We start from the raw sequence: 26,609 nt of genomic DNA on the forward strand, positions 1-26,609 counted from the left end.
AACAGACGGCTAGTCCTTTTTTGTTTTGACCGCAACTTTTTTAAAACGATTCCGAGGAGTCCGACACATGGCCTCCGATCCTCCGCGTGGTGCGGGTAACCGTCCTGCATTGCGTCATCAACACCATCAGGATTATCATCGGCACACCAAATATTCTTTTGGGACGGGGTTTCATCCGGAGAAAGAGTCGTCGGAAGCACCTCTTGTCACGGCCTACGACAAGAGCCATTTTCAGTGCGTCGATCGACCCCGTTTTTTCTCTTTCACCTCAGATCCCCAGCATGAGACCGTTTGGCAGCGGGTCCTTTTCTTCGGTTCCGCGACGGCCCTGACCGTTGGTCCTGGGAGGCGGATCCCATCGGCGGTTTTGGGGATCTCCAAGACGCATGAACACCTGGAGGAAAATGCCGCTTTGGAGCAGAATCTCGGTTGCTACCTGGGATACTATACGTTGGGGGATGATTCACAGATCGGTGATACCTACGAGTTTTATAAAAACGAAAAGGTTCTACAACGGGTCAAACAGTTTCATCCCAACCACCGGTATCGCGGCGGGGCGATCGGTAATCACGATACCGACCCGCTCGGTCTGTCTCAGGATGAAGACGCCTATCTGATTGTTCCCAGGATCCTGCTGAACCTGCAGGGAAAAAAGAGCGTCCCCAATGATGTCCATCTTGTGGCGGTCGGTCATCCGGACAGGCGTTTGGATCATCAAAAAAGGATCTTTCTGGAGAGGCGTCATTACTATGGAGATGTCGGGCGTCTTGATCCGAACGCGCTCAAGAGAAACAAACTCACTCTTGCTGATATTGTTGATTATGCCGCCCTCGCCCAGGCAGGTCTTGCCCCTGGGGATCTCTTCTCCTCGAAAAAAGTGCATGAGCAGAATTTCGACCCGGTGGCCTTTTTGAATATGGAAGAGCTTAAAAGGCGGGGCGTCCATCCGGATACGCTGATTGACCAGATCGACCTGATCCAGCCGGTTCGCCTTAAAGAGGTCGATTATCGTTCCGATAGCTATATCTTGGAGGATGGCCGTTTTGGTTCATTTTCAGAGACCGATGAGGTGGTCGAACGTTTTTGGGGGCCGCCGGAGGTTGACGGGAGTCGTCATTCCACCGTCTTTTTTGATGGGGGAGGAGATTCCATTAACCACAAATGGTTTCGTGCCTCGATCAGTCAGACCGACCGGATTCGAACGATCCATGGAGAGAGTGGTCTTTATACGATCAACATGGACCACATGGATTTTGGGAACCAAAGTATCCTGGGTGGGGCAATGAATGCCCATGTCTCCAGAAATCAGGTTCGGGTCCTCGAGGCGATCATTGCGGAAACCCAAAGGAATGACCCGGGGGCCCGGTTTATCCTGACGGGGCATTATGCACTTCACAGGATCAAAAATTTTCATGAGGCTGGACTTCATCGCATCTTCAATAATGAGGCGGTGATTGCGTTTGTTGGGGGACATTCCCATATCCGCTACATTGATAAGGATGTCTCTCAGGGGGAGTGGGCGGAAAAGAACGGGATCAAGCGGAAAAATCCGCTTCCCTCCGTGATTGTCCCCTCGATGATCGACGACCCTAACGAAATAGCCGTTGTAAAGATCGATGACACCGATCCCTCGAAGACGGTTGTTGAGCTGACCTTTCAAGGAGTTGATTCCTCAAAGGTTCCCGGTGTGACGGATCGGGTTTATGAGGAGCTCCGTCAGATGCTCCCTCACTTCAACACCTATGCAGAAGGGATCCGCCGGATTAATGATCCCGAGGTTCGGGAACTTGCAACTCCAGGGATTCCACTGAAACGGAAGATCTATCTCTTCAAGAAGATTCTTTTAAATGGCGGACATGATCGCATCATCAAGGAGGATGTCATTCCGGCGATGGTGGCGGATGCCCGACTCCATATCCGTCTGTTTTCAAAGATTCTCGACCTCTCGCTGCGCGAGGCTGATTTTGGTCAAGAGGCGGACGACTTTAACAAGGGGCTCTCCGCCTATCTGACCTCCCTCGATAGCTATTATAACCGTGTCTCTTCTGCTGACTACGTTCCGAGCGTCGATTCTCATGAAGAGGATGACCGGCTCATTCAACTGGAGGGGGAGCTCGATCACGCCCGTGACAATCTGCTCGATTCCATCAAGGTGTTGGTCGACTTGGGCCTCGTGGAGGGCGAGGAGAAGGAGCTGCTCACGCTCTCTCATCACATGGCCTCTAGTCTGACCGCCTACCTGAACGATTATCAGAACTGGCTTGAGGATTATGAGGATCTGGTCCGGATCAAGCGGCCTGAGGATGCAAGTGACTGGATTGCACGTACGAATCTGTTTGGAAAGGGGAGCTTCCAGTCGCTTTTCAGGCATCTTGAGGATCTGCCGGAGGGGAGTGAGTCCTGGGCCTTCCTGACACTCGCAACGCCACTCGCCGCGATTATCGGCGATAAGATGTATGAGGAGAGGCGTAACGTGGATAGGACTGTCCCGGATCGCCTTACGCTGGCCTTGGAGCACCGCCCCTTCCTGTCTCGTAAGGAATCGGTCAATTATGTCCAGACCTCCAACCTGGATCCGTCTGAAAAATCTCCGGAGGATCCACGCTGGACAAGATTAAAGGAGCAGGCGCTTGAACAGGCAGAGAGGGATCGGGCGTCGTTGATGGAGCTGATTCCGCCACCGCCTCCCTGGCGGCCTGAGGTTAAGTTTTCCTTCCCCTTTGGGGTGATGCTTGGAACGGGGTCAACAGAGAGGCTGTTTGGAACCCCGGAGTCGGCCCATGATGTCAATCTGAACCTTTCCGTTGGGGCCGGGGCGCTTTGGCATATTTATGATTGGGACGGTTGGCCAGATTTGAACCTCAGGCTTTGGGAGTCTGCTGATTATGTTTCCAACCATCGATTCCGCGATGTGGAGCAGTTTGGCCGTGTTGATCTGGTGGCGCATAATCTCGATTTTACGACACGGTCGGTCTTCTCCGTCGGTTATCTGGATCTGTTGGAGGTCGGCGCGGGTCCGCTGGGAGGGTATTCCTTGAGAAACCTCCAACACAACATGACGGGAAGATCCTTTAAGGGATGGAATGCCCAGCTAACGCTCTTTGGGGCACTTTCCATCCATGTGGAACAGAAGTTTTACCAGGACGGGTCCCGGAGTATGCCGGTTGGGCTGATGTTGGATGTGCCTCAAGCAGTTGAATGGTACAGGACGTTTTTTAAATAAGGAATTTACAGGAGTCAATTTCATGAGCGAAATAGCAACACGAGACGATGCCCAATTTATCCTGCTTGGATTTGGGACTGTCGGGGCGCTTGCAGGATTGTCCGTTTCAAATATTAAACCATCAACCTCCTGGGAGAGTCGGGGGGCGACATTACTTGCCGGTAAGGGGCTCCCGGTTTCAGCATGGAAGTCTCTTTCGGATTACGGATTCGGGGCAGTCAATATGGGTGCTGCCGGTTATTACGTTGGGCAGGTTAACGATGATCCCGAACATCAGCTCAGTCGCCTTGCGGGATATGGGACTGCGATGATGCTGACGTTTGGCACAGTCCAGGTGACGAAGATAGCTGTAGGAAGAGAGCGACCGGACCGATCTGACAACAAGGGTTTTTTCTCAGGCCACACCGCCTTTTCGTTTGTCTCATCCGTCTATCTATCGACCGATTTAATACACACTTATGGCAGCGATTATCCAGGGACGGTAGCCCCTGTTGTTGCCCTTTCACTCGGGAGTGCGGCACTTGTAGGACTTGCCCGCAATGGTGCCAACAAACACTACTGGGAAGATATTGTAACGGGGGCCGCGGTTGGGAGTGGTCTTGCACTGGCGAGCTACTATACCTTTGTAATGCCGGAAGAGCGCCATGATACGGAACACCGTCCTTCCGGCAGGAGGGGTGCCATTACGGGTGGACTAGGGATTGCCGGTGGAGTGGTGGCCAGTTGGATCGGTGAGACTCTTTTCTCCGACAAATCGGTTGCTGTACTGCCCTCCGGCTCTGCTGAGACAGCGGGTCTCACCGTGGCAGGGCAGTTCTAAGTACTTCGACTCGTAATTACCATGACGTATCTGAAAAGCCAAAAAAATCAGTGAAATTACTCGCTCAGCACTAGTCCTGAGTGAATAAATTCGTCACCTCGGCGAGCTCTTTGTTTGGTGGAAGCCGGAACGACTTGATCTGGCGTGCCAGTTCCATCCCCCTTTCCCGGCCGAACCTTCTCTGTAAAAAAACCTCAAACCGGCCAAGCAGGGCGACTGTCCTCTCGCGTCCACCAGCCTCCATGGCGGGGGGTGGGCGGGAATCGGTCTCCTTGTTGATCCATCCCGGCGGGAGGTAGTGTTCGAGTGCAGTAATGCCGTCCGGGAACCCCTCCATATGTTTCTTGTCCTGGACCGCATGGGCGAGACAGGCGAGCAGAAAGAGGCTCTTTCCGACTGTTTCATCCGTCAGTAGTGTTTCAGGGGGTGATTGACGGATGAGGCGATCGATTTGACCGAATGTGATCTTCTCACCGGCGGTATACGCCTCATCGGGGGTGCACTGACGGCTCTCTTTTCTTTTCCCCAAAATTTTTCTGACATAATCACAATCTTCCGCATGCATCCCGAACGTCTGCCGGATGTAGTGCATCCAATAGAGCGAACTCCTCTTGAATCCGACCACCTGCTTGTCAGCCGGGTATTGGACTTCGCAAGCGAGTCGGACAGAATCAGCAGAATACCCTTGTGTGGGGAGTGTCGCCTCGAGGATCCGGCAGTGGACAGAAATATCAAATGTGACAAGGGCATTGTAAATCATTTTCTAACTCGCCATCGGGTCTGTTGATGAAAGGTTGCTATTTTTGGGGCAGTTGATAAAAGCGTTGGGCGATGATCCCCCGTTACAGTCGAGACGAAATGGCCCATATTTGGGAGCCGGAGAACCGTTTCAAAATCTGGCTCAAAATTGAACTCTTGGCCTGTGAGGGATGGGAGCGCCTGGGGCGGGTTCCCAAGGGGACGGTGAGCTCGATCCAAAAGAAGGCAAGATTTGACGTGAGAAGGATTGATGAGATTGAAAAAGAGGTCAAGCACGATGTCATCGCCTTTCTCACCAATATTGCGGAATCGGTCGGCCCGGAATCGCGATGGCTGCATCTGGGGCTTACCTCCTCCGATATTCTGGATACCTGTTTTTCGGTCCAGCTTTCACAAGCACTGGAACTGATTCTTAAAGAGGTTGATCATCTCCTTCTGGCGCTGAAGCGCCGTGCAATGGAACACAAGATGACCCCGATGATCGGTCGTTCACACGGCATTCATGCGGAGCCGATCACGTTTGGACTCAAGGTCGCCTCCTGGTATGCCGAGATAAAAAGGCATCAACAGAGGTTGAAATTGGCGCGGGCTGATCTGGCGGTTGGCAAGATTTCGGGTGCGGTTGGTACCTTTGCCCATCTGGAGCCCGAGGTAGAGAAGCTTGTCTGTGAGAAGTTGGGATTAAGGCCGGATGAGGTCTCGACACAGGTCATTTCAAGGGATCGGTATGCTGCTTTCTTTGCCGCATTGGGCCTGCTCGCCTCTTCGATTGAAAGGATCGCGACCGAGATCCGGCATCTGCAACGGACCGAGGTTCTTGAGGTGGAGGAGTTTTTTTCAAAGGGCCAAAAAGGTTCTTCGGCAATGCCGCACAAGAGAAATCCGGTCCTGTCCGAAAACCTCTGTGGTCTCGCACGACTTGTTCGGTCGACGGTAACACCGGCTCTCGAGAATGTAGCGCTCTGGCATGAACGGGATATCAGTCACTCCTCTGTCGAGCGGGTCATTGCCCCCGAGGCGACGATTTTAACCGACTTCCTGCTGGCGCGCCTGACGGGACTAATCGAAAAACTGATCGTTTATCCCGACACGATGAAGAGAAACCTGGAGAAGATGGGAAAACTTGTCTACTCCGAGGGGGTTCTGGTCAGGCTTGTCGAGTCAGGACTCACACGTGAAGAGGGTTACCGTTTGGTGCAGAGGCAGGCGATGCAGACGTGGGAGAGGGGGGCGGATTTTGAGGCCGGTATTCGAAAGGACCCGGAGATCGCGAAGCGGCTCAAGAAGAAAGATTTTGAAGGGCTCTTTGATTTAAAAAAAAGCTTGAGGCATGTGGAGACGATATTTAAGAGGGTGTTTGTTTAGGGTAGAGTATGGGAGGGTAAGGGAGTGAAGGCCAAAATCTACATCACCTTAAAGTCGGGAGTGCTTGACCCACAGGGCAAGGCGGTTGAACAAGCGCTCTCAAGTCTGGGCTTCAGGGAGGTCAAAGACGTTCGTATTGGAAAGTATGTGGAACTCACATTGGAGAAAAATTCAGAAGAGAGAATCCGGCAGATGTGCGAGAAGTTATTGGCGAACACAGTCATTGAAAGTTACCAGTTTGAGATTTCAAAATGAACTTTGGCATCGTTCTCTTCCCCGGCACCAACTGTGACCGTGACACCTTTCATGTCCTGAAAAATATCTTAAGACAAAAGGTTCGTTATCTTTGGCACAAGGAGACGGATTTATCAGGGGTCGACTGTATCATCCTGCCGGGCGGCTTCTCCTATGGGGATTACCTTCGAACCGGGGCGATTGCACGGTTTTCACCGATCATGAAAGAGGTGGTGCGGCATGCGAGGGGAGGAGGCCTGGTGCTCGGGATTTGCAATGGCTTTCAGATTCTTTGTGAGGTGGAACTTCTGCCGGGCGTTTTAATGCGCAATGCCAATCTCCAGTTTATCTGCGAAACGGTTTCTTTAAAGGTTGAGAATACCAATGCCCGATTCACCCAATCCTATCTTCCAGGCTCTATTGTCTGGATGCCGATTGCGCATGGCGACGGAAATTATTTTGCCGATGAAGAGTCGCTTCAGAGGTTGGAAGGGGAGGGAAGGGTCTTGCTACGCTATGCTCCAATCAATCCAAATGGTGCCATGCATGACATCGCCGGAATTATGAATGAACAGGGTAACGTGATGGGGCTTATGCCGCATCCGGAGCGATGTTCCGAAGGTTTGTTAGGAAATGAGGATGGGAGGAGGTTGTTTGAATCAATCATTAATTGAACAACACGGCCTCACTCCAAAAGAGTACAAGAAAATCGTCAAGATGATGGGACGAGAGCCAAATCTTGTCGAGCTCGGCATCTTTTCTGTGATGTGGAGCGAACACTGCTCCTATAAAAGCTCCAAGATTTACTTAAAAAAACTGCCCACGAAGGGGAAGCAGGTCATTTGCGGTCCCGGGGAGAACATATAGAACCGTATCAAGGGGCGGCGACCGGTGTTGGTGGAATCCTCAGGGATATTTTTACGATGGGGGCCCGGCCGATTGCCCTTCTGAATTCGCTCCGATTTGGTTCGCCGGATCATCCCAAAACAAAATCACTCGTTCGCGGTGTTGTTGCTGGCATCGGAGGGTATGGTAATTGTATGGGGATCCCGACGGTTGGAGGTGAGGTTTATTTTGACGAATGCTACAATGGCAACATCCTCGTGAATGCGATGTGTGTCGGATTGATCCAGAAGAAAAACATTTTTTATGCCAAGGCCGGAGGAATCGGGAATCCGGTGATTTACGTCGGTTCCAAGACCGGTCGTGATGGAATTCATGGGGCGACGATGGCCTCCGATGTCTTTGATGAAACATCAGAGGAAAGAAGGCCGACGGTTCAGGTAGGCGATCCTTTTACTGAAAAAAAACTGATGGAGGCGTGTCTCGAACTCATGGAGTCTGCCAGGGGTCGGAAGTCGATCTACGGGATTCAGGATATGGGGGCGGCGGGACTCACCTGCTCCTCCGTTGAAATGTCGGGCAAGGGGCGAGTCGGAATGGATTTACAACTGGACAAGGTTCCACGTCGTGAAACTGAAATGACCCCCTACGAGCTCATGCTGTCCGAGTCCCAGGAGAGGATGTTTCTCGTTGCAAAAGGGGGACATGAAGATGAAGTCCTCAAGACCTTTCAGAAGTGGGACCTCGATGCAGTCGTGGTTGGAGCGGTGACAAAAGGGCATGATGTGGTGATCCGTTCTGATGGAACGATTGCCGGTGTTGTCCCCAATCTCCCGATTAGTGAGGAGGCGCCGGTCTATCGAAGGTTGGTGAGGAAGCCGAGATATTTGAGGAATGGGATAAAAGGGGTTGTTGTAGGGGCGCCGCTTGCTGTGTCCGTACAGGGAAATAACAACGATGTTTTGAAGAAGCTTCTTTCGTCCCCCAACCTGGCCAGTAAACGCTGGGTCTATCGTCAATACGATCACACCGTTGGAACCGATACGATCGTTCTTCCGGGTTCCGATGCTGCGGTCGTTCGCATTAAAGGGACGTCGAAGGCCCTCGCCATTACCACCGATTGCAACAGTCGTTATGTTTATCTGGACCCCAGGGAGGGAGCGAAGAGAGCGGTTGCCGAGGCGGCGAGAAATATTGTTTGTTCCGGTGGGACGCCGCTTGCGGTGACGAATTGTCTTAACTTTGGAAGCCCTGAAAATCCCGAGGTGATGTGGCAATTTCGTGAGGCGCTTCAGGGAATGTCGGACGCCTGCCGTTTTTTCAAGACACCGATTGTTTCGGGGAATGTCAGTTTTTACAACGAATCCCAGAATGGTGCGATCTATCCCACTCCGACCATAGGGATGATCGGCCTTTTAAAGGATCTGAAACGGCATTGTACGCAGTGGTTTAAAGAAGAGGGAGATGTTGTTGTGCTGGTCGGTGGGCAATCTGGAGAAATCACCTCCGGCTCCCTGGCTGGTTCCGAATACCAGAAGCTCATTCATGGTCTCGTTACGGGAAGGCTCCCCGGAATTGATCTTAAATTAGAGAAGAAGGTGCAAGAGGTTGTTTTAAACGGGATCCAAAAGGGATTGATTCGTTCGGCCCATGATTGTGCAGAAGGAGGATTGGCGGTTGCTCTGGCGGAATGTTGTATTTCGGGGCCACGGAGAGTTGGTATGATCGTTGAGGGGTGCCAAGGGGTAGCCGACCAAGCGATCTCAGCCTTGTTTGGCGAAACCCAATCCCGTATTCTTGTGACGTTACAAGAACGGAATTTGCAACAATTTTTGAGGTCGGCTAAAGTGAAAAACTGTCCGACGATGATTTTAGGCAGAGTGGGGGGGGGTCGGTTAAGAATTGAGGATCTCCTTGATTGCACGGTCGAGGAACTTTATAATGCCTGGTCAACAGGATTTGAAAAAGGGGTATTTGGTAACGATTCGCTAAGCCCTAAACTAGTGCTGAGCGAGTAATTTTGTTGATTTTTACGAGTCGAAGTACTTAGGCCCTATTTTATGTGTGGCATTATCGGTATTTATAATCACCCCGAGGCGGCCAATTTGGCTTATCTTGGCCTTTATGCCCTGCAGCATCGGGGGCAGGAATCGGCGGGCATCGTCTCGTCCAATGGGGAACGACTCTTTAGTCGGCAGGGAATGGGGCATGTCGCAGATATCTTCACAGAAGAGGTCTTGAAGGCACTGCCCGGCTCCGGTGCAGTCGGCCATACACGCTATTCCACCGCCGGCGAGAGTACTCTCATCAATTGCCAGCCGATTTTAATCCAGTACCACCATGGCTGGCTTGCCTCGGCCCATAACGGAAATCTTGTCAATATCCAGAAGATCCGGAAGGATCTTGAATCGGAGGGCTCCATCTTTCAATCGACGATGGATACGGAGGTTGTTGTCCACCTGATCGCCCACTCCAGGAAAAATTCGACGGTTGATCGGATCATCGATGCCCTTCTTCAGATTAAGGGGGCTTACTCGATGGTTTTTCTGACCGAGACGCGGATGGTTGCGGCTCGAGACCCGTTTGGCTGGAGGCCGCTTGTGATTGGGCAGAAGAAACCGGTTCAGGAGGGAGGACAGCCGACATGGGTTGTAGCGAGTGAGACCTGTGCCTTGGATCTCCTGGAGGCCGATTTTGTACGGGAGGTGGAACCGGGAGAGATTGTGCTGTTTGACTCCGATGGAATGCAGTCGTTTCGTCCTTTCCCAATCCCGCGCAAGAAGGCGATGTGCATTTTTGAATTTATCTACTTCTCGCGACCCGACAGCCATATCTTTGGAAGGGATGTCTATGAGATGCGAAAAGGGTTTGGAAAACAACTTGCCCGTGAACATGCTGTGGATGCGGATGTCGTAATTCCGATCCCGGACAGCGGTGTTCCGGCGGCGCTGGGGTATGCGGAGGAATCGGGGATCTCTTTTCAGTTTGGTTTGATGCGGAACCACTATGTCGGCAGGACTTTTATTGAGCCCCAGGAATCGATCCGTCATTTTGGGGTGAAGATCAAGCTAAACCCGGTTCGGGACGTGTTAAGGGGGAAGCGTGTTATTGTGGTCGATGATTCTATCGTTCGTGGAACAACCTCTCGCAAGATTGTGAAGATGATTCGGGATGCCGGGGCGAAGGAGGTTCATATGAGGATCTCTTCCCCCCCGATCACCGATCCCTGTTTTTACGGGATTGATACACCAACCAAAGAAGAGCTGATTGCCTCTTCTCATGGCGTTGATGAGATACGAAAATTTATCGGGGCCGATTCGCTCGGCTATCTTTCGACAGAAGGTCTCTACTGGTTTGAGAAAAACCACGGCGAATGGTTCTGTGATGCCTGTTTTACGGGCGACTACCCGGTGGCCGTTGAAGACGCCTCGGCCAAACTTAAGCTGACTACTTCCCTGAAATCTCAACTAAAATAAGACCCATTTGACTTGAGAGGGGTCAAGAGATAAGCCCCCTTTGGTGGACTTCTACCAATTCCACTGTGCTACGCGTGTTGTCTTTAATAATGGTCTTTCAAAAGACTTTGCAGCAGAGCTGGCCCTTTACAATCCACCGAGCCTTTTTGTGATTACGGACAAGGTTCTCTTTGATCTCAAAATTGTTGATCCGATCTTGCAGGGAGTCAAAAACGCCGGAATCGAGATCGCCGGTGTTTTTTCAGAGGTTCCTTCCAATTCCGAGCTTCGCGTTGTGAAGAGCTGTGCTGAGAAGGCGATAGCAACGGGTGCCGATGGTATTCTCGCGATCGGCGGTGGTAGTGTGATCGACACCGCTAAGGCGGTCAATATCCTTCTCACGCATGGGGGAGACCTGGTCGGGGATTATTCCGGGGCCCAGACGATTCCCAATCCTCTCAAGACACTCATTGCGATTCCGACAACGGCCGGGACTGGAAGTGAGGTCAGCACGGCCGCCGTCATTTTGGATGAATCGACGCACACCAAGCTCTCTTTTGTTGATCGATATCTGGCTCCTCACTTGGCGATTCTCGATCCGGAAATCACGACTTCGATGCCTCCCAAGCTGACGGCGGCGACGGCGATGGATGCCCTGACCCATGCGATCGAGTCTTACACGAGTCCGCAGGCAAGTCCGGTGTCGCGTAGTTTCTCGGCGGCCGCGATTCCTCTGATTCGGGAGAATCTTTTAAAGGCAATTCTTCATGGAGATGACCTGGAGGCACGGGGGGCATTGCTCACGGCGGCCACGATGGCCGGCATTGCCTTTGACCATGCGATGGTGGGGGTTGTGCATGGTATGGCGCATGCAACGGGAGGATTGGCGAACGTTCATCATGGGACCGCCAACAGCATCTTTCTCCCCTGGGGGATGGAGTACAACCTCGAGTTTTGTTATCCGCGATATGCGGAGATTGCGGAATTTCTGGGTGTCCGGCGTCCCAAGATGGGTGAGAGAGAAGCAGCCCGGGCGGCGATTGAGGCGATCAAACGCTTCCGTCTGGAACTCCATCAGGCCTGTGGCCTTCCCTCCTGTTTGAAAGAGGTCGGTGTGGAAGAGGGTTTGCTGGAAAAGATTGCCGAAGGGGCGGTTAATGACGGGACGAGTTTTTACAATCCGAGAGAGGTTATCAAGGAAGAGGTTTTGGAGTTTATAAAGAAGGCTTATTAAGGAGGAGACACGATGCCCACCTTTGAAAACAGCGACAAGCTTCAGCAGGTCCTTGGCGGTTTTTTTCAGTTCATTCTTGCCGATCCTGGTATGGGGCCAAGGCTGAAAGAGTCACGATTGATCTTGAAGTTTAACTATATGGAGCCTGATCTATCAATCACTGTCGATCTTTCTCGTCAGGATCCGGAGATCAGTTTTAATGACTCCACCAAATCGCCGGATGTGGAGATGAGGATGAAGGCCGACGTCGCGCATCGGTTCTGGTTTGGGAAGGTGAATCTCATGATTGCGCTTGCCCGTCGTGAAATGGTCGCCAAGGGACCGATTCCGAAGATCCTGCGTCTCCTTCCAGCGATAAAACCTGCTTACGATCTGTACCCCAAGTACTTGAGAGAGAAGGGGTTTTCGGCCTACTGCCTCTAGCAACGTTTTGCGATTCCAGCCGATATTATAGGTGATGATAAAACGGGGTGCCTTGTGGGCTTTTCTTTTTATTCTCTCTGCCTGTGCAGAGGATCAGGTGAGCGGGGTCTCTGAGTACGTTTTTCAGAGCACCGTCTGTGTCACAAACTCGCAGCCGATTCCATTCGTGAATGACACGGAGGAAGAGATGGTTATCGAAGGGGTTGCTGTGGCAGCCGGTACCGATCCTTATGGAAATTTCTCGCTCCAGGATGTGGTCGTTGCGGACACCTCCCTTTCAGCCGAAGGGGCGAGTTTTTCAAACATCAGGATTCCTGCCGGTGAAGAATATCAGTTTCAGGTCAGTTACACACCTAAGACAAGCGGCGGGCATTCCGCGGTGATCGATGTTGTTTATCGCGCCCCGTTAACGGGTGTTCGCCAACTTCATTTAACCGGAACGGCTGACGGAACAGGTCCCGTCGGCTGTATCGTTGCCGATGAAGGAGCCCAGGTTGACATATCGGGGGAGGCGGCATTCACGATCACAAAGCTCGTTGCGGCGACCTCAAAAATCTCTCAACCGTTAAGCTCCGAAGATGGGGTCCGTCCGCTCGATCCGGTGTCGATTGAAATGACTTTGGATGCCACGGCCGGGACAGCAATGATGGAGCAGATTAAAGAAGGATCCTTTATCTTGCCGCGTCCGAGGGAGAACGTCGAAATTCTCGGGGGGAATATACTGCAAGATACCATGCTCTCTACCTCTGGAGATGCCCGTGGAACCTATGATGACTCGAAGGGGAGTCTCAAGATTGATAATCTCGTTGTTACGCTGAATGGGGATTTCAACACAACAATCACAACGACACTTACAACGGATGAGGTTTCTTTGAAAACACTTTCAACACCTCTTGTTGCAGAGGCAATCGCTTCTTTCGGGAGCCGGCACTACGATTCGGTCGGTAAACGGATCTTTGGTAAACGGATCGATCCACTGACGGGTGCCGTGGTGTTGGTTGGAACCACAACGATTCAGTCCTCTACGCTTGATCCGGGTGCCAACAGCATGTTCGATGATATGAGTGGGACGACGATGGCGATCCTCATCGAGGGGACAATCGTCAAGAAGGGCTCAGATAGTACCCCATAAGGGGGGAGAGAACTCGCCATGCTAACCCGCGTTATCTTTTTCTAAAAACAAAATCCAAAGAAATAAGTCAATTAATTCAATCCGTTAGATTATACAGACCTTTTGGTCTTAATTGGCGTCCCGATTGCAAAAGCTTGTTGTGAGAGGATTCTATCAACGCCTTTATGACCAAATTATCATTAAGCTCCCTTGCCATCGTTCTCATTTTGTCCCTTCAGTTCGGATTTACTGGTTGCTCCCATGATCTAGATGAGGAGGCGGGAGTGGGAAACGAAGAGCAGGCAGCGGGTGGTGATAATGGGACCGATCAGAATTCAGAGAATCGTACACCGCCGCAATTTGATGGGGGGAATTCACAGACCGTTGTGAATCGCGCACCTGATTTTGAACCGGACCCGCCTGTTGTTATCGGTTGCGAAGGGGATGACGCCTGTCCGACAGGAGAGATTTGCGACAATAACCATTGCCGGCCTCTCACATGCCCCGATGAGATTGATTGTGAGGAGCAGGAGCTTATTTGCAATACGACGACCGGTCAGTGCGAAGCACCTCCTCCTCCCTGTGAAGAGGATTCGGAGTGCTCCGCAGATAAGGTCTGCAATAGAGAGACGGGAGAATGCGAGGTCCCGCACGGTTGTGGCGAGGTGGAGTTTAAGGTCGATTTCAATGAGAATAAGGCACCGTTTTTTGGTTTGACGAGCAATCTGACCTCCGATGATCCAACCCCGGATCTGCTCGCCGTTCGGGTTGCCAACTTGAGTGAAAGGGTCTCTTTTTCGAAGCTTTCCATTATTGGACTTATTGCAGGAGAGAATGTGGAGGTTAACGGGGAGGATCTCTGGCGCTTCAAAATATACGATCAGGAGCATGAAAGAATTGAGGCGCAGGTAACCAGTTGTGATCCCGAGGCGGGTGAGGGAGATGAGGGATACTGCCAGGGCCTTGCCGAGTTAGAGATGGATCGACCGGCCCTTAAAAATTACTTTGTTCGGTACGACCTGCCGGTGACAGGAGATCTCCATGAACTCCATGAGTTTCTTGCGGCCCCGTTGTTTCACGAGAGCTATTTCTGGCCTGTTTATCAATGTGGTGACTACGCCCCGACGGTTGGCGAGCCTGTTGAGATGACAGCGGCCGATGTTGAGTTGTCAGAGACCGATGGTTGTGTGGTCGAGTTTGATCCGGAGCGGCCCAAGGTAAAGGTGACAATGAATGTCTCGAACGCCGTGAGGGCCCATGTGTCTGTCTATGCCGGTAGTAGTCAATCAGAGAGCTACAACTTCCCGATTGAGGAGTACGGCCGTATCGCCCCGAGCGAGAGAACGCATGAATTTGATATACCGAATGACGGCTTCACCGTTACCTGTGGTGCGAGCGGCTTTGATCCAGGGGCGAACAACCTGTATCGTGATTATACTGTTGATTTTCATGATTCGGAGCTCCATCTCACGAACAAACTGCTCACGGGTGAGAACGCCTGCCCCTTCTATCTCGGGGAGCGTCCGACCTCGAGTGAGGATGCCGACATGGATGACGACATGGAGGATTGGTGCAAGGTCGGTCTTGAGATGAGTTTTACGCAGAAGGTGACAGTTGTCCCTCTCTTTGGTCCCTCGGCAGGAGCGGCCAACAAGAGAAAAACAAGCGGAGGGAAAAAGACCAAGGGGGGCAAGACCACGAAATCGTTACCGGCGAACCGAGAACGGGAATTCAGCGTCAATTACGCCAAAAAATTGGAGCTCGTGGCAGTCAGGACAAATGGTCAGCAGAATCTTGAAGATCAGGGGCTCGTCCACTTTGAGGGGTGTGGCCCCATTTGGAGCCTCGAGGCGGTCAGCGATCGGCCCACGGGGGTCAAAAAGACGACAAAGGATCTGAAAGGGACGAAGAAGAAGGTCTCCGATGAAGAGAAGGCACCCGCCACTATTGCGGAGGTGAGTCCATTCTACACAGACCATACCTTTATTCACGAGAAACGACACAACCGATGCAACAAGTTTGAGCTCAGGATGTGGAATTTTGGTGATGAACTGATCGAGGTACCGGTCGAAAAGGAGACCCTTGATGCCGGTTATCTGTCAGAACTGAAGCTGCCATCAGGATGGTATGATGCAGAGTGCTATACAGGCGGTTGCAACTTCACTATCAAATGGAAGGGACAACACCTGATTGGCAATCCCCATGTTGAGATCCAGGTCTGGGCACACAACGAATCGACAGGGCTCGAACGATGGATTGATACAACGGAACTCGGAAATCACCCGTATCTTACCGAGAGAAGATTGGGGGACACCGAAGAGGATCGTTGCCGTGTCACGGATCAATTCAATTATGATAGCCGCTACATGGATGAACCGTGGATTCCCAGAGGCACCGATTTTAGCAAGACGGGTGGTGGCTCCTATAACGTGGATACCTACCAGATGCAGGGAGATCAGGAGGATGAGGTGACCTCAATTCGTATCGAGAGCCCGTTCTACGACCACGCCTTACGAATCTGGCAGTATGGCTACGACGGCAAGAAGAGGGAGTTTGTTTGGACTCCATTTCTTACAATGGATTCCCCCGTTTGTGTCTCACCCGATCATTGCTTTCAGCCAATTACGCACCTGACCCCCTATGGCCTCCCCTGTTCAGCCAGTTGTTGGAGTGATTCTGACTGCGTTGTTGGACAGTTCTGCACGATGAATGAGGATCTTGGTCGTAGTACCTGCCGTGGCTTGAATCCCTACTTCTAAAACAGTTTTTTAAGCTTCTCACCAATATCGGCCGGCTTGATCTGTTCGATTACCTCTTTCGCCTTCTCTTCAACGACCGGCTTGGCCTGTTCTAACGCCTTCTGTTTCGCCTGTTCCGCCAATTTCTTCGCCTCGGCCTCTGCCTTTCCTTTAAGCTCTTCCTTGACATAGGCCGTGAGGGCGTTCTTCATGATCTCGGTCAGATAGTCGCCGTCCGGTCCGACAGATGGGTTCTTAAGGTCACCTGTGATTGCAAACGGGACGATGAACCGCCCCTCCTTGTCGGTCAGATGCCTGCGCATCTTCTCGTTCCCGATCCAACCGTCCGTTGCCGCCTTGGAGAGATAGTATTTCCCTTTCAGATCGAGTTTAAGATCCAGATTAACAGTCCCCCCCATCTCAATGGAACTCTCAGAATGGGCGAGGCTTATGTTGGGGAATTGGATCAGGCCGTTTTCGATCTTCGCGTTCCCCTTGAGTTCATGGTACGGTGTGCCTTTGAGTCCCTGCACAAATCCTGGTGTTGCGAGTTTCAACCCCCCAACGCTCAGATTAGGAAACTTCTCGGCGACGAGATTCATTCCCCCGAGCATCGTCTCCGAAAAAATACCAGGGGCGATGTTGATCGCCTTGATCTCGCCGTCTCGGAGCGCAATATCGATTGTGCCGGACAACGATTGTTTGATGTCGGGAGGTGTCGTGCCGGTTCCTTTTAGTGTGAGGGCCAAATTTCCTTTCCCCGTGAGTGTATCTTTCTGGTCCGCGAATTGGGTGAGGGCGGTGTCAATGTTAATCCCGTCAACAGTCAACGCAAAATCCCAAACCGGTTTTTGAGGATTTAGGTCAACGGATCCGGTTCCGGAGAAGAGCCCTTCAAACAGCGTGAATTTGAGTTCGTTAAGGTGAGCCACCTTTTTTTCATAGGAGAAGGCGCTGGTAAGCCCCGTGAGGGCATAGGTGGTGTAACGAATGCTTTCGGAGGAGAGGCTTCCCGCAAGATTCATCTCATCCGGTTTAAGTGGCGATCCGGCCGCCTTGAAGGTCAATTGTAAGGAGCCCTCTACATCCATCTCCTTGTTTCTAGGTGAGAGGGTTAGCAGCTCTTTGAGGTTGAGCGGGTTGGTTTGAAGATCGAGTTTCAGATCCTGGCCACCGGACATTGCAAGACTTCCACTGCCGGTGATCGCCCCCGAAAGGATATGAAAGGCAAACTGGCTGATGTTGACGCCACTCGTCGCATAATTCCCCTCAATCGAGAGATCGAGCGTTGCCCCGGCCGGTTTGACAAAGGTGTCGCCATACTTGATGTTGGCCTGTTTCAGATCGAGACTTGTCTTGAGGGCGATCGCCTCGGGAGTTCCGTTGGCAGAGAGACTTAGTGCGAGTGACCCCTCAAGCGACGAGTCGGGCGGAAGCGACTTTTTAGACTGGGGGAGGAGTGAATAAACGGAGTTCATCTGAAAGGCAGGGGCCGAAAGCGTTGCATCGACCTTCCTGGTTTTTTCGTAATCCTCCACGGAGACGTTGAAGAGGATTGGTGAACCGGCGATCACGAGCTTGGCATCCTTCACGGTCGCATTTTTCTTCGCCTGATCAACGGCGACATCCGCCTTGAAACTTAAATTTTCATTCGCCGCGTCGAAGAGATGCATCCCGAGGTCAATGCCGATCGGTTTGGTCGTGTCGGTCAGGACGGCATTCGTGACCTCAAGCCGGAATCCCCCTACCGCAAGCGGGGCGTCAGGGTTGGTTTGATCATCGTAAACAAGATGGCCCTCTTCAATTTTTATCTTTTCAATACGGACCTCCTCAATCCACGGTGGCATCGGTTTTGCTGCCTCCGGCTTTTTCTCTTCGGCAGCAGGAGGTTCTGCGGGGGCCGCCACTTTCTTCTTGATCAAAAGGTCGACATTGGAACCGGCCGCGGTCTTGATGAACTGGATCTCGGGGGCCTTCAGGAGAAGACTTGCAACAACCTTTTTCTGCAAAAGAGGCATCAGATGGAGTCGAAAATCAAAGGTGCCAAGTTTAAGGAGCGGCGTCTCACCAAAAGGGGAATCGGGAAGATTCCTCACGGCGAGATTTTCGAGCCGAAGTCCGATAAACGGAAACAGTTTAAGGCCGATCCGGTCAAGGGCCACCTTTCCATTAATATTCTCCTCGACCTTTTGGATGATCGGATCCTTGAACCGGTTGACATCGATCACGAACGGCAAGACGACGATCGCAGCGATGAGCAAAAAGAGCACCGCCCCGATCCCGAGCAGGATTTTTTTGATCATGGAGCCCCCTCTACCCTGTACCTCTATGAGGTACAGTTCACTAAAAATATTAAGAAACTACCTTATAACCGTTCCGATGACGGGACGCAAAGGGAATTGTGAGAGGTTTTCAAGGAGGTCCTCATGACAGAGATCAAGGCGGCCGCATTTTCATTGGGTCTTAAAAGCCAGTTGTTTCCGATTGGGGAGACCGATTCGTCGTCTCCCCCGGCGGAGGCGAGTGCAGGGAAAAGCGATTTTGCCGTCTGGGGGGCGTCCTTGAATGGTGGTGTTGCCTTGCTCGATGGAGCGGTTTTTGATCAGTTTCATGGTGTTGAGCTAACGGTTCCCATCGGCATAACCCGCCGTGAATTGAGTGATGTCAATTTTGGTGCAGGGTATCTTGGAAAATTCAGGATTGCCTCAGGTCTCGCCCTTGTGATGGAGGCTGGATACGCCCATGCGGGGGAAGAGGACCGGCATTTGGCGTTTGCTTCAGTCGCACCCGAAATTTCAAGGGCCTACCTGAATCGGGGGATTCGCGAGGGGCAGACCTATCTGGCGATGTTATTTGGACCGATCTTTGCTTACTCTCCCGGTACGGATGAGTCGATGGTCGGGATCGCCATGAAGGTATCGATTAATGGATTTAAGGCCCATAAAGGAGGAGACGATGGGAGCCGGTGAAATTCAGGGGGTACAGTTAAATATCGGTGCTGGCATCAGTACGATTCGCCTTGATGAGGCGAAAGTAGATACGTTTGGTCACGCTGTCAGAGAGGCAGCGCCTGATGATGGAGACCCAACGAATGACCCATCGGGAAGGGTTGGAATCACAGGAGGTCTGACGCTCGGTTTGGGCGGGGAGACGCTCGATGAGTTCAATAATATTAATGTAATGGCTATCCCGCTCAACCTGCATCTTGAGAAGGTTGGGTCTGGGATCTGGGCTGTTGGGGGGGATGCGGCATTGAGGGGCACATATGATATGGCGGTTTTGGATGTTGGGGTAAAAACATCGCTTTTGGCAGGAGAGGATGACAAGGCTCTTGGTGTGACTCTCTTTAGTCGAATTGGTGGGCCTTGTGATGTTGCCAATGTGGAATTTGGCAAGATGGTCTATGAGGAACATGATGCCATATCAACCGCAGGATTTTACATGATGATTTCGATGAATCTGGCAATGATGATGATGTATGGGGGCAGCTATTTTAGTTTCAGAGAGCATTTCCCTAGTGCAGAGAGAAAAAAAGAAAGGTCTTATTAATTGTTTTGGGCCCCGGCATTAATCCAGTCCTTGATGCTCTGAATCTGTGCGCTCGTAAGGGCGGAGGAACCTTTCGGCATCTGAACTCCTGAGCCACCAGCCGAGCTTTGTGTCCCCTCGAGTTTGTTAATGAGATAGCTATTCGAGGCGTTTCGGGGTTCAACGCGCTGTAAGTTTGTTGCCTCGGTACTGGCCACATCAACTAAATTTTTAAAAGAACTTCCGAGAGAGAGGTCCAATCCTCCCGAGGCACTGCTCGAAGAATGACAACCTGACTTGGCACAGTTCGGTGTAAAAATGTTGGTCTGAATACTCGAGAGGGTCGAGGTGAGCTCTTCCTCATCGGCGTCCTCTTCCGAACCGGTGCAGGCAAGGCCCGAGAGGAGGATGAGCAGGCAAAAAAGGGTCTTTAGTGCTATTCTAAAAAAAGCCATGCAGTTGTCCCACAATCTGATCATCTCCCAACGTCCCATTCCCGATTTGCATTCGGTAGAGCAGATTGACCTCCATGAACGGAATCGGAAAAAATTCGACTCCTCCACCGATCCGGTGGTGAAGGCCGGAGGGAGCGAGATTGTCGTCCTCGACATCGTAAATCCCCCTGCAGTAAAGCCCCTGGATCGGTGCATAGTTGATCTCTCCATAGCCGAGCGTGATTGTTCGATCGGTATCGTTTGTCTTATTCCTTACCTCTGCGCGGTCGACCTCACCCAGCAATGCGACCTTTCCCAGATGCAAGCCGGAATGGGCTCCCCCGGTGAGGAGTCGGGTTGTCTGGGCATCATTGAAATGAACGGAGCCACCGAACCGGAGAATTGACTTGCGCCATTCGGAAAACCAGGTGATCGCCTTGGCCTGGTTGTCATCCCCCGCCCCTCCCCCAACGCCGTTTGTGAGAGCCAATGCAAGCGTCAGAGGGCCTGGCTCGGCACCGATTTCAACTCCGAGGTCCTGGTTTGCAAAGGTAAACCCGAGATCGCTTCGAATGAAGGAGGTGGGATCGGGGACTCGGAGTCCGTACGGTTGATTCAGCCGGCCAAATTTGAACCAACTGTTTCCGGGGAGATGATGCACCATTCCATAAGCCTCGCGACTCGTGGTGTTGGCAAGATCGGTATCGGTATAAATGGTGAGATGTTTGTGGGGATCTGCAGCAAGATAAAGACTCCCCCACAGAATCGTAAATGAGTTATTCGTAGGTGATTCAATCGTGGAGAGATTTTGCAATCGGACATCCCCGCCGATGCCAAAATACTGACCGACTCTCCCTTTGAATTCTGGAGGGAAAAGGGGTGAGCTCTTTTTGAGCGAAAATTCACTATAGAGATTGACCCCATGGCTGCTCCGCATCCCACCCCCCGTCGGATTGACATGACAGTGGCTGCAGGAGGTGTTGGCATAAACGGCAAAGTGAGGGGTGGCATGGGCGGTTTGTGAGACTAAAAGGGGAAGGAGAATAAGGCTGCTTGCCAAAAGGCAGAATTTCCCGCTAATTCTCTTCATCGGGATTTGAGGTATCAACTTCCTCACCATTTGTCACTTCTTCTAATTCCTCCAGTATCTCCGGGGTCGATTTTCCGGGCGCCTGCGACCCCTCCTCAGGGATCTCGTTGATTAGCTCCTCAGGCTCTTCCACCGGTTCGCCATGGATCCGACGGAGGATCATCGCCTTGCGGCGACCTATGTATCGGGCATAGCCCGGGCTGGAATATCTCTTGGGGTTCGGAATGATGGCTGCGAGCCAGGCGGCCTCTTCGGCCGTCAGGATCGAGGCGGGTTTCCGAAAATAGTGTCTTGCCGCCGCCTCGGCGCCGTAAATCCCCTTTCCCCACTCAATGAGGTTCAAGTAAAGCTCCAGGATCCTCCTCTTTGTCAGTGAGTGTTCGAGCCGGAACGCAATCACAACTTCAATGATTTTCCGGATGACGGTTTTATTTTTTGAGAGGTAGAGATTTTTGGCGAGCTGCATTGTAATCGTCGACCCCCCGCGTGCCCAGCGTTTCTTCTTCCAGTTCTTCTTCATCGATTCTCTCATCTCGTGGAGGTCGATGCCGGGGTGATTATAGAAGTCAAGATCCTCCGCCGCGAGCACCGCCTTTTGGAGCCACGGCGATATCTGTGAAAGGGAGACCGATTGCTGGGAAGTCCTCCCCCCCTCTGCCGCCATCAGAGCGGTCCCTCGGGGATTGTGGGAGCGAAGGTATAGGGTGTGGGGGATCATGCCGATGTAAAGAAGGCCTAAGAGGAGGGTGCAAAGGAGAAATGAATAGATCGCAATTTTTATCAAAAAACGTCCCAAGTACATTTGGGGGCAGAGTAAGTTTTGGGAGGAACAGTTAGCAACCATTTTTTCATCCAAACGATCGAGTCAGCTGTCTGTAGGGGCCTGGTGAATTGTTAACGTTGAGACAAGGAGGATTGTATGGGGATGAGTATTGGATTGCTTGGGGTCAGAGAGGCTGATGCGCAAGCTCTAGTGCAGGAGCTAATCCGTTTCTTGAAGGCCCAAAATAGCGACAGGGGGCTCAATGCGGCGATGCGTGCCGATCCGGCGATGCTCGAAGTGATCGGTTCCGTTGGTACCTACTTTACTCCTGGCCCACGAGGTTCAGACGGTGTTGAGTATGCGGCTCTTTTAAGAGGTAAATTGAATGCCACATTAGAGGCCGCCTTGGGTACAGCCAATGGTCGTAATGGAAAGATCGTTGCCCGGTGGAGAGATGGAGCGTTTGCCTGGGCTGAAAAGGCCGTAAAAGATTTGCTTGATGGGAGTAGGTTCAAAGTGGGGGAGTTTTTGTATTCGGCCACAGAAGGCGGCTGGACAGCCAATGTGACGCGGGTGGGTCTAGCCCTCTTGATCGGCGTCCCGATCGGCAAAATACTGCTTGAAAATCGTGATCAAACTGTTCATGAGTCCGTAGGATGATTCAGGCGACACAGATTCGGGTTGGGATGATTCTGCTGCATGAGGGGGATCTTTATCGTGTTTTGGCGATCCAGCATGTCACCCCCGGCAACAAGCGGGGGAAGATGCAGGTCGAGATGCGGCGGCTTAAAGACGGGACGAAGATCGATTATCGGTTTCGCTCTGAGGACTCGGTTGAAAGGGCAACCTTGGAACAGCGAGACATGGAGTACCTCTATCAGGAGGGGGATCATTACTGCTTCATGGATAGTACAACGTACGAACAGGTTCATCTCTCAACCGATCTCTTGGGGAACGCCACCCATTATCTCCAGCCAAACACCAAGGTCGTGGTCGATCTGTATGACGAGAAGCCGGTGGGAGTTGAGATCCCCGGCACAATGAATCTAAAGGTCGTTGAGACCGAGCCGGTCTTCAAGGCCGCAACGGCAGCCTCCTCCTATAAACCGGCCAAGCTTGAAAATGGAATTACCGTCAAGGTCCCCCCGTTTGTGAAAGAGGGGGATCTGGTGAAAGTCGATACCTCCAGCGATGAATATTTGGAAAGAGTTTCTTAAATCCTTAAAATAACCGATGCCTCGTGATTACTACGAAATCTTAGGGGTCTCCCGTTCCTCCTCGCCCGAGGAGATTAAAAAATCGTATCGACGGCTGGCCAAGAAATATCATCCCGATGTGAACAAGGGGGACAAGTCGGCAGAGGAAAAGTTTAAGGAGATCTCACAGGCCTATGACGTCATCGGGGATGCCGATAAGAAGAAAAAGTACGACCAGTTTGGTCATTTTGCGGAGAGCAGCGGTTTTGATCCGGGGCAGGCCTACAGGACATGGAGTTGGACTGGTGGTCCGGGTGGGGGAGGGAGGGCTGGATTTGACGATTTTCAAAGACAATCCGGTTTTGACTTAAATGATCTGTTTGAAAATTTCATGGGGGGGGTCGGAAGGAGCGGTCGTGAAGGGCGTGCCCGACGACGGGGGCCAGAACCGAAGGATCTTCATGCCTCGATCGAAATCGATTTTGAGGAGGCGATTCATGGAACAGAGAGGTCGATCAAGATTGCACGTGAGGGAGGTCGGGAACAGCTCAAGGTAAAAATTCCAGCAGGCATAAGGAATGGCGGAAAGATCCGGTTGGTCGGAAAGGGGGAGCAGGGGGGGGATCTCTATATTCGGATCAATGTTTTGCCGCACCCCGATTTTTGGCGGGAGGATGATGACCTGTATCTGGAGTTGCCGATTTCAATCTCCGAGGCAGGATTGGGCGCGACGATCAAGGTCAGTCCCTTGGACGGGGCGGTGAATCTCAAGATCCCGGCTGGCACCTCTTCCGGTCAGAAATTCCGCATTCCCGGCAAGGGGGCTCCCCATCTGGGAAAGAGCGGAACCGGGGATCTTTATGTTTTGATCAAGGTTGTTGTACCTAAACATCTGGATGAGGAATCTCAAGAACTCTTGAGAAAGTTTGGTGAGAGGAATGCCGAGAAGCTAAGGGACTAGCATGTGATCCTAGGAGATCGGCGTTGAAGATTTTCCTTCCGCAAATGCCTTGATAATCTTAAGCCCCGTTGTCTGGCTCTTTTCCGGATGAAATTGGCAGGCAAAGAGATTGTCCCGCGCCACGGAGGAGCAGAAGTCCTTGATATAGTCGGTTTCCGTAATCACAATCGACTCCTCTTTGGGAATGACATAGTAAGAGTGAACAAAGTAGAAGTAGGAGCCGTCCGGCACATTGCCTAACAGGGGGATTCGTTTCAGTTTTTTGATCCGGTTCCAGCCCATATGAGGGACCTTGTGTTTGGACGTTGGCTGCAAGGCCGCCACTCTTCCCTTAAGAACCCCCAATCCTTTGTGGTGTCCGAATTCCTCGCTCTCTTCAAAAAGGATTTGGAAGCCAAGACAGATGCCGAGAAACGGCTTTTTATCCTCAATCGCCTTTAGAATCGGATCGATCAATTTGAGTTTTTTCAGGTTTTTCATGCCTTCGCCGAACGCGCCAACTCCCGGCAGAACGACCTTGGAGGCCTCCACAATTTTCTTGGGATCGGAGGTGATCAGGGCTCGCGTTCCCGCCTTTTCAAACGCCTTTTGCACAGACCTCAAATTGCCCATCTCAGGATCGATAATCGTGATCACAGAACTCCTTTGGTTGATGGAACGCCCTTAACCCTTGGGTCGATCTGGGTTGCCATGTCAATGGCACGGGCAAACGCCTTGAAGACCGACTCGACAATGTGATGTTTGATTTTTCCATAATGCACAAGGATATGGAGATTAATCTTGGCGGCATGGACAAAACTTTCAAAAAAGTGTTCCACGAGCTCCAGGTCAAAATTCTTGATGCGGCCTGTTTTAATCGGTGTCTGATAGGCAAAAGAGGGACGACCACAAAAATCGATCGCTACGGTCGTTAGCACCTCATCCATCGGGAGTGTAAAAAACCCATAACGACGGATCCCCTCCTTCTTTTGGAGGAGCTGATCAAACGCCTCACCCAGGCAGATCCCAATATCTTCAACCAGGTGATGATCATCGACCTCGGTGTCGCCCAAGGCGCTCAAGGAGAGATCAAAAAGCCCATGCTTGGAGAAAAGCTCCAGCATATGGTTTAAAAAAGGGATCGGCGTCTTGATTCGATAGGCTCCCTTGCCATCCAGCCCGATTTCGAGAACGATGGAGGTCTCTTTGGTCTTACGGACAACTTTTATCTTACGTTTTGCCGACATTTTTCCTTACACAAACAGATTCTGCATGGGCCGTCAATCCTTCTGAGAGTGCCAATTCTCGTGTGATGAGTGACAGACGACGCCAACCGGCCTTTGAGACCTGAACGACAGAAGAGGCGTGAATAAAATCGTAGACGCCGAGTGGCGAGGAAAATCGGGCGGTGGCGCTGGTTGGCAGGACATGATTGGGGCCTGCCGCATAATCGCCAAGGGCAGTGGGGGAGTAGGGGCCAAGGAAAATGGCGCCCGCATGCCTGATTTTTGGGAGGAGCTTTCTCGGTTTTTTCACATGAATCTCCAGGTGTTCTGGGGCGATCCTGTTGGAGAGCTCGCAGGCCTTCTCGAGGCTGGTGACATGGATCGCGTCACCATGCTTCATGAAGGAGGCATGGATAATCTCCTTGCGGTCCATTCGAGAAATCCTCTTTTCAACCTCCTGTCGGACCTTTTTCAAGAGGGATCGGGAAGGAGAGAGAACAAGCGGACGGGCCTCTGGATCATGCTCTGCCTGGGCGATGAGGTCGGCGGCAATCCAGGCAGGATTGGCCGAAGGATCGGCAATGATGACAATCTCTGTCGGTCCAGCGACCATATCAATTCCGACGGTTCCAAAGAGCTGTCGTTTGGCCTCGGCCACATAAACATTTCCGGGACCAACGATCTTGTCGACGCTTGGAATGCCTTTGGTTCCGTAGGCCAGCGCGCCAATTGCCTGTGCCCCACCGATCTTGAAGATTCGGTCGACTCCAGCCAAATCGGCAGCAACCAAAAGCGCCGGGTTTCCTTTCCCTGACGGAAAAGGGGTTGTCATGATGATTGTAGAGACGCCGGCGACCTTGGCCGGGATTGCATTCATGAGCACGCTCGAAGGATAAGAGGCGCGTCCCCCCGGCACATAAATCCCGACACGTTCAATAGGAGACCACCGAAGCCCCGTCCGAACCCCTTTTTCACGGAGTTCCCACGATTTAATCTGTTGCCGCTCATGGAAACGATGAATCCTTGAGGCCGCCATCCGGAGTGCACGGATCAGTTCGGGAGAGACTTTCTTCCAGGCCGCCTTTCTTTCGGAACGGGTCACCTCCATTTTTTTTGCACGGAGAGAGTGATGATCAAATTGCTTCGTATATTTTAAAACGGCACGATCACCATTTTGGCGGACCTCTTTGAGGATTTTTTTAACCGTCTGTTCAACGTCCATAGCTT

The 26,609-nt window shown here is 51.9% G+C and carries 23 protein-coding genes and 1 pseudogene; 16 read left to right on the forward strand and 8 right to left on the reverse strand.

Annotated elements, in window-relative coordinates; genetic code table 11:
* The first annotated feature begins 67 nt into the window (after positions 1-67).
* Positions 68-3,223: a hypothetical protein gene (locus HYT77_04675; GenBank protein MBI2067289.1), complete on the forward strand. Its 3,156-nt coding sequence runs from the start codon at positions 68-70 to the stop codon at positions 3,221-3,223.
* Between the two features lie 22 nt (positions 3,224-3,245).
* A complete protein-coding gene (locus tag HYT77_04680) occupies positions 3,246-4,043 on the forward strand; it encodes a phosphatase PAP2 family protein (GenBank protein ID MBI2067290.1) in 798 nt (265 codons plus the stop codon).
* A 70-nt stretch (positions 4,044-4,113) separates the two neighbouring features.
* On the opposite strand, the gene HYT77_04685 is transcribed toward HYT77_04680, so the two are convergent.
* Positions 4,114-4,803, reverse strand: coding sequence for a hypothetical protein (locus HYT77_04685; GenBank protein ID MBI2067291.1), 690 nt, complete (start codon positions 4,801-4,803; stop codon positions 4,114-4,116).
* 71 nt (positions 4,804-4,874) lie between these two features.
* Here HYT77_04685 and HYT77_04690 point away from each other — a divergent pair, with 71 nt between their 5' ends.
* The 9 genes and pseudogenes from HYT77_04690 (at position 4,875) to HYT77_04730 (ending at position 16,226) form a co-directional block, all read left to right on the forward strand.
* Positions 4,875-6,167, forward strand: coding sequence for an adenylosuccinate lyase (locus HYT77_04690; protein ID MBI2067292.1), 1,293 nt, complete (start codon positions 4,875-4,877; stop codon positions 6,165-6,167).
* Positions 6,168-6,191: 24 nt separating this feature from the next.
* On the forward strand, positions 6,192-6,422 hold the full coding sequence (gene purS, locus HYT77_04695) for a phosphoribosylformylglycinamidine synthase subunit PurS (protein ID MBI2067293.1): 231 nt from the start codon (positions 6,192-6,194) through the stop codon (positions 6,420-6,422).
* Positions 6,419-7,075 (forward strand): phosphoribosylformylglycinamidine synthase subunit PurQ, encoded by a 657-nt coding sequence (gene purQ, locus HYT77_04700; protein MBI2067294.1) that lies wholly within the window; start codon positions 6,419-6,421, stop codon positions 7,073-7,075. Before purS ends, purQ begins: the two co-directional genes overlap by 4 nt.
* Positions 7,041-9,262: pseudogene (gene purL / locus HYT77_04705) on the forward strand (phosphoribosylformylglycinamidine synthase subunit PurL). Before purQ ends, purL begins: the two are co-directional and overlap by 35 nt.
* A gap of 42 nt (positions 9,263-9,304) precedes the next feature.
* Entirely contained in the window at positions 9,305-10,720 is a 1,416-nt protein-coding gene (locus HYT77_04710; protein ID MBI2067295.1) for an amidophosphoribosyltransferase, read from the forward strand.
* Between the two features lie 43 nt (positions 10,721-10,763).
* Positions 10,764-11,933 (forward strand): iron-containing alcohol dehydrogenase, encoded by a 1,170-nt coding sequence (locus tag HYT77_04715; GenBank protein MBI2067296.1) that lies wholly within the window; start codon positions 10,764-10,766, stop codon positions 11,931-11,933.
* A gap of 12 nt (positions 11,934-11,945) precedes the next feature.
* A complete protein-coding gene (locus HYT77_04720) occupies positions 11,946-12,356 on the forward strand; it encodes an SCP2 sterol-binding domain-containing protein (protein MBI2067297.1) in 411 nt (136 codons plus the stop codon).
* Between the two features lie 34 nt (positions 12,357-12,390).
* Entirely contained in the window at positions 12,391-13,488 is a 1,098-nt protein-coding gene (locus HYT77_04725; protein MBI2067298.1) for a hypothetical protein, read from the forward strand.
* A gap of 164 nt (positions 13,489-13,652) precedes the next feature.
* On the forward strand, positions 13,653-16,226 hold the full coding sequence (locus tag HYT77_04730; protein MBI2067299.1) for a hypothetical protein: 2,574 nt from the start codon (positions 13,653-13,655) through the stop codon (positions 16,224-16,226).
* Here the strand turns inward: HYT77_04730 and HYT77_04735 are convergent.
* Positions 16,223-18,508: an AsmA family protein gene (locus HYT77_04735; GenBank protein MBI2067300.1), complete on the reverse strand. Its 2,286-nt coding sequence runs from the start codon at positions 18,506-18,508 to the stop codon at positions 16,223-16,225. The two genes, HYT77_04730 and HYT77_04735, sit on opposite strands and share 4 nt — an antisense overlap.
* Before the next feature lie 123 nt (positions 18,509-18,631).
* Between HYT77_04735 and HYT77_04740 the strand changes: the two genes are divergently transcribed.
* Together HYT77_04740 and HYT77_04745 are read left to right on the forward strand one after the other, a co-directional pair.
* Positions 18,632-19,174 carry a hypothetical protein gene (locus HYT77_04740; GenBank protein ID MBI2067301.1) on the forward strand — a complete coding sequence of 181 codons (543 nt, stop codon included), beginning with the start codon at positions 18,632-18,634 and terminating at the stop codon, positions 19,172-19,174.
* Entirely contained in the window at positions 19,161-19,754 is a 594-nt protein-coding gene (locus HYT77_04745; GenBank protein ID MBI2067302.1) for a hypothetical protein, read from the forward strand. Before HYT77_04740 ends, HYT77_04745 begins: the two co-directional genes overlap by 14 nt.
* On the opposite strand, the gene HYT77_04750 is transcribed toward HYT77_04745, so the two are convergent.
* Genes HYT77_04750 through mtgA form a run of 3 tightly spaced genes read right to left on the reverse strand, consistent with a single transcriptional unit; the run spans position 19,751 to position 22,059 of the window.
* Positions 19,751-20,188 (reverse strand): hypothetical protein, encoded by a 438-nt coding sequence (locus HYT77_04750; GenBank protein MBI2067303.1) that lies wholly within the window; start codon positions 20,186-20,188, stop codon positions 19,751-19,753. The genes HYT77_04745 and HYT77_04750 overlap by 4 nt on opposite strands.
* Positions 20,175-21,257 (reverse strand): hypothetical protein, encoded by a 1,083-nt coding sequence (locus HYT77_04755; GenBank protein ID MBI2067304.1) that lies wholly within the window; start codon positions 21,255-21,257, stop codon positions 20,175-20,177. Before HYT77_04755 ends, HYT77_04750 begins: the two co-directional genes overlap by 14 nt.
* Positions 21,244-22,059 carry a monofunctional biosynthetic peptidoglycan transglycosylase gene (mtgA, locus tag HYT77_04760; GenBank protein MBI2067305.1) on the reverse strand — a complete coding sequence of 272 codons (816 nt, stop codon included), beginning with the start codon at positions 22,057-22,059 and terminating at the stop codon, positions 21,244-21,246. Before mtgA ends, HYT77_04755 begins: the two co-directional genes overlap by 14 nt.
* Positions 22,060-22,176: 117 nt before the next feature.
* Between mtgA and HYT77_04765 the strand changes: the two genes are divergently transcribed.
* The 3 genes from HYT77_04765 to HYT77_04775 are packed head-to-tail and all read left to right on the forward strand — an operon-like array spanning position 22,177 to position 24,177.
* Positions 22,177-22,680 (forward strand): hypothetical protein, encoded by a 504-nt coding sequence (locus tag HYT77_04765; protein ID MBI2067306.1) that lies wholly within the window; start codon positions 22,177-22,179, stop codon positions 22,678-22,680.
* Positions 22,677-23,237: an elongation factor P gene (gene efp, locus HYT77_04770; protein MBI2067307.1), complete on the forward strand. Its 561-nt coding sequence runs from the start codon at positions 22,677-22,679 to the stop codon at positions 23,235-23,237. Before HYT77_04765 ends, efp begins: the two co-directional genes overlap by 4 nt.
* Positions 23,238-23,253: 16 nt before the next feature.
* Positions 23,254-24,177 carry a J domain-containing protein gene (locus tag HYT77_04775; protein ID MBI2067308.1) on the forward strand — a complete coding sequence of 308 codons (924 nt, stop codon included), beginning with the start codon at positions 23,254-23,256 and terminating at the stop codon, positions 24,175-24,177.
* 9 nt (positions 24,178-24,186) lie between these two features.
* On the opposite strand, the gene hisH is transcribed toward HYT77_04775, so the two are convergent.
* Genes hisH through hisD form a run of 3 tightly spaced genes read right to left on the reverse strand, consistent with a single transcriptional unit; the run spans position 24,187 to position 26,604 of the window.
* Positions 24,187-24,813, reverse strand: coding sequence for an imidazole glycerol phosphate synthase subunit HisH (gene hisH, locus HYT77_04780; protein MBI2067309.1), 627 nt, complete (start codon positions 24,811-24,813; stop codon positions 24,187-24,189).
* Positions 24,810-25,403 (reverse strand): imidazoleglycerol-phosphate dehydratase HisB, encoded by a 594-nt coding sequence (gene hisB / locus HYT77_04785; protein MBI2067310.1) that lies wholly within the window; start codon positions 25,401-25,403, stop codon positions 24,810-24,812. Before hisB ends, hisH begins: the two co-directional genes overlap by 4 nt.
* Positions 25,387-26,604, reverse strand: a complete 1,218-nt coding sequence (gene hisD / locus HYT77_04790) for a histidinol dehydrogenase (GenBank protein MBI2067311.1) — start codon at positions 26,602-26,604, stop codon at positions 25,387-25,389. The genes hisB and hisD overlap by 17 nt, the downstream gene beginning before the upstream one ends.
* Positions 26,605-26,609: the final 5 nt, after the last annotated feature.

The sequence above is a fragment of the Deltaproteobacteria bacterium genome (assembly GCA_016180855.1).
Classification (GTDB): Bacteria; UBA10199; UBA10199; order JACPAL01; family JACPAL01; genus JACPAL01.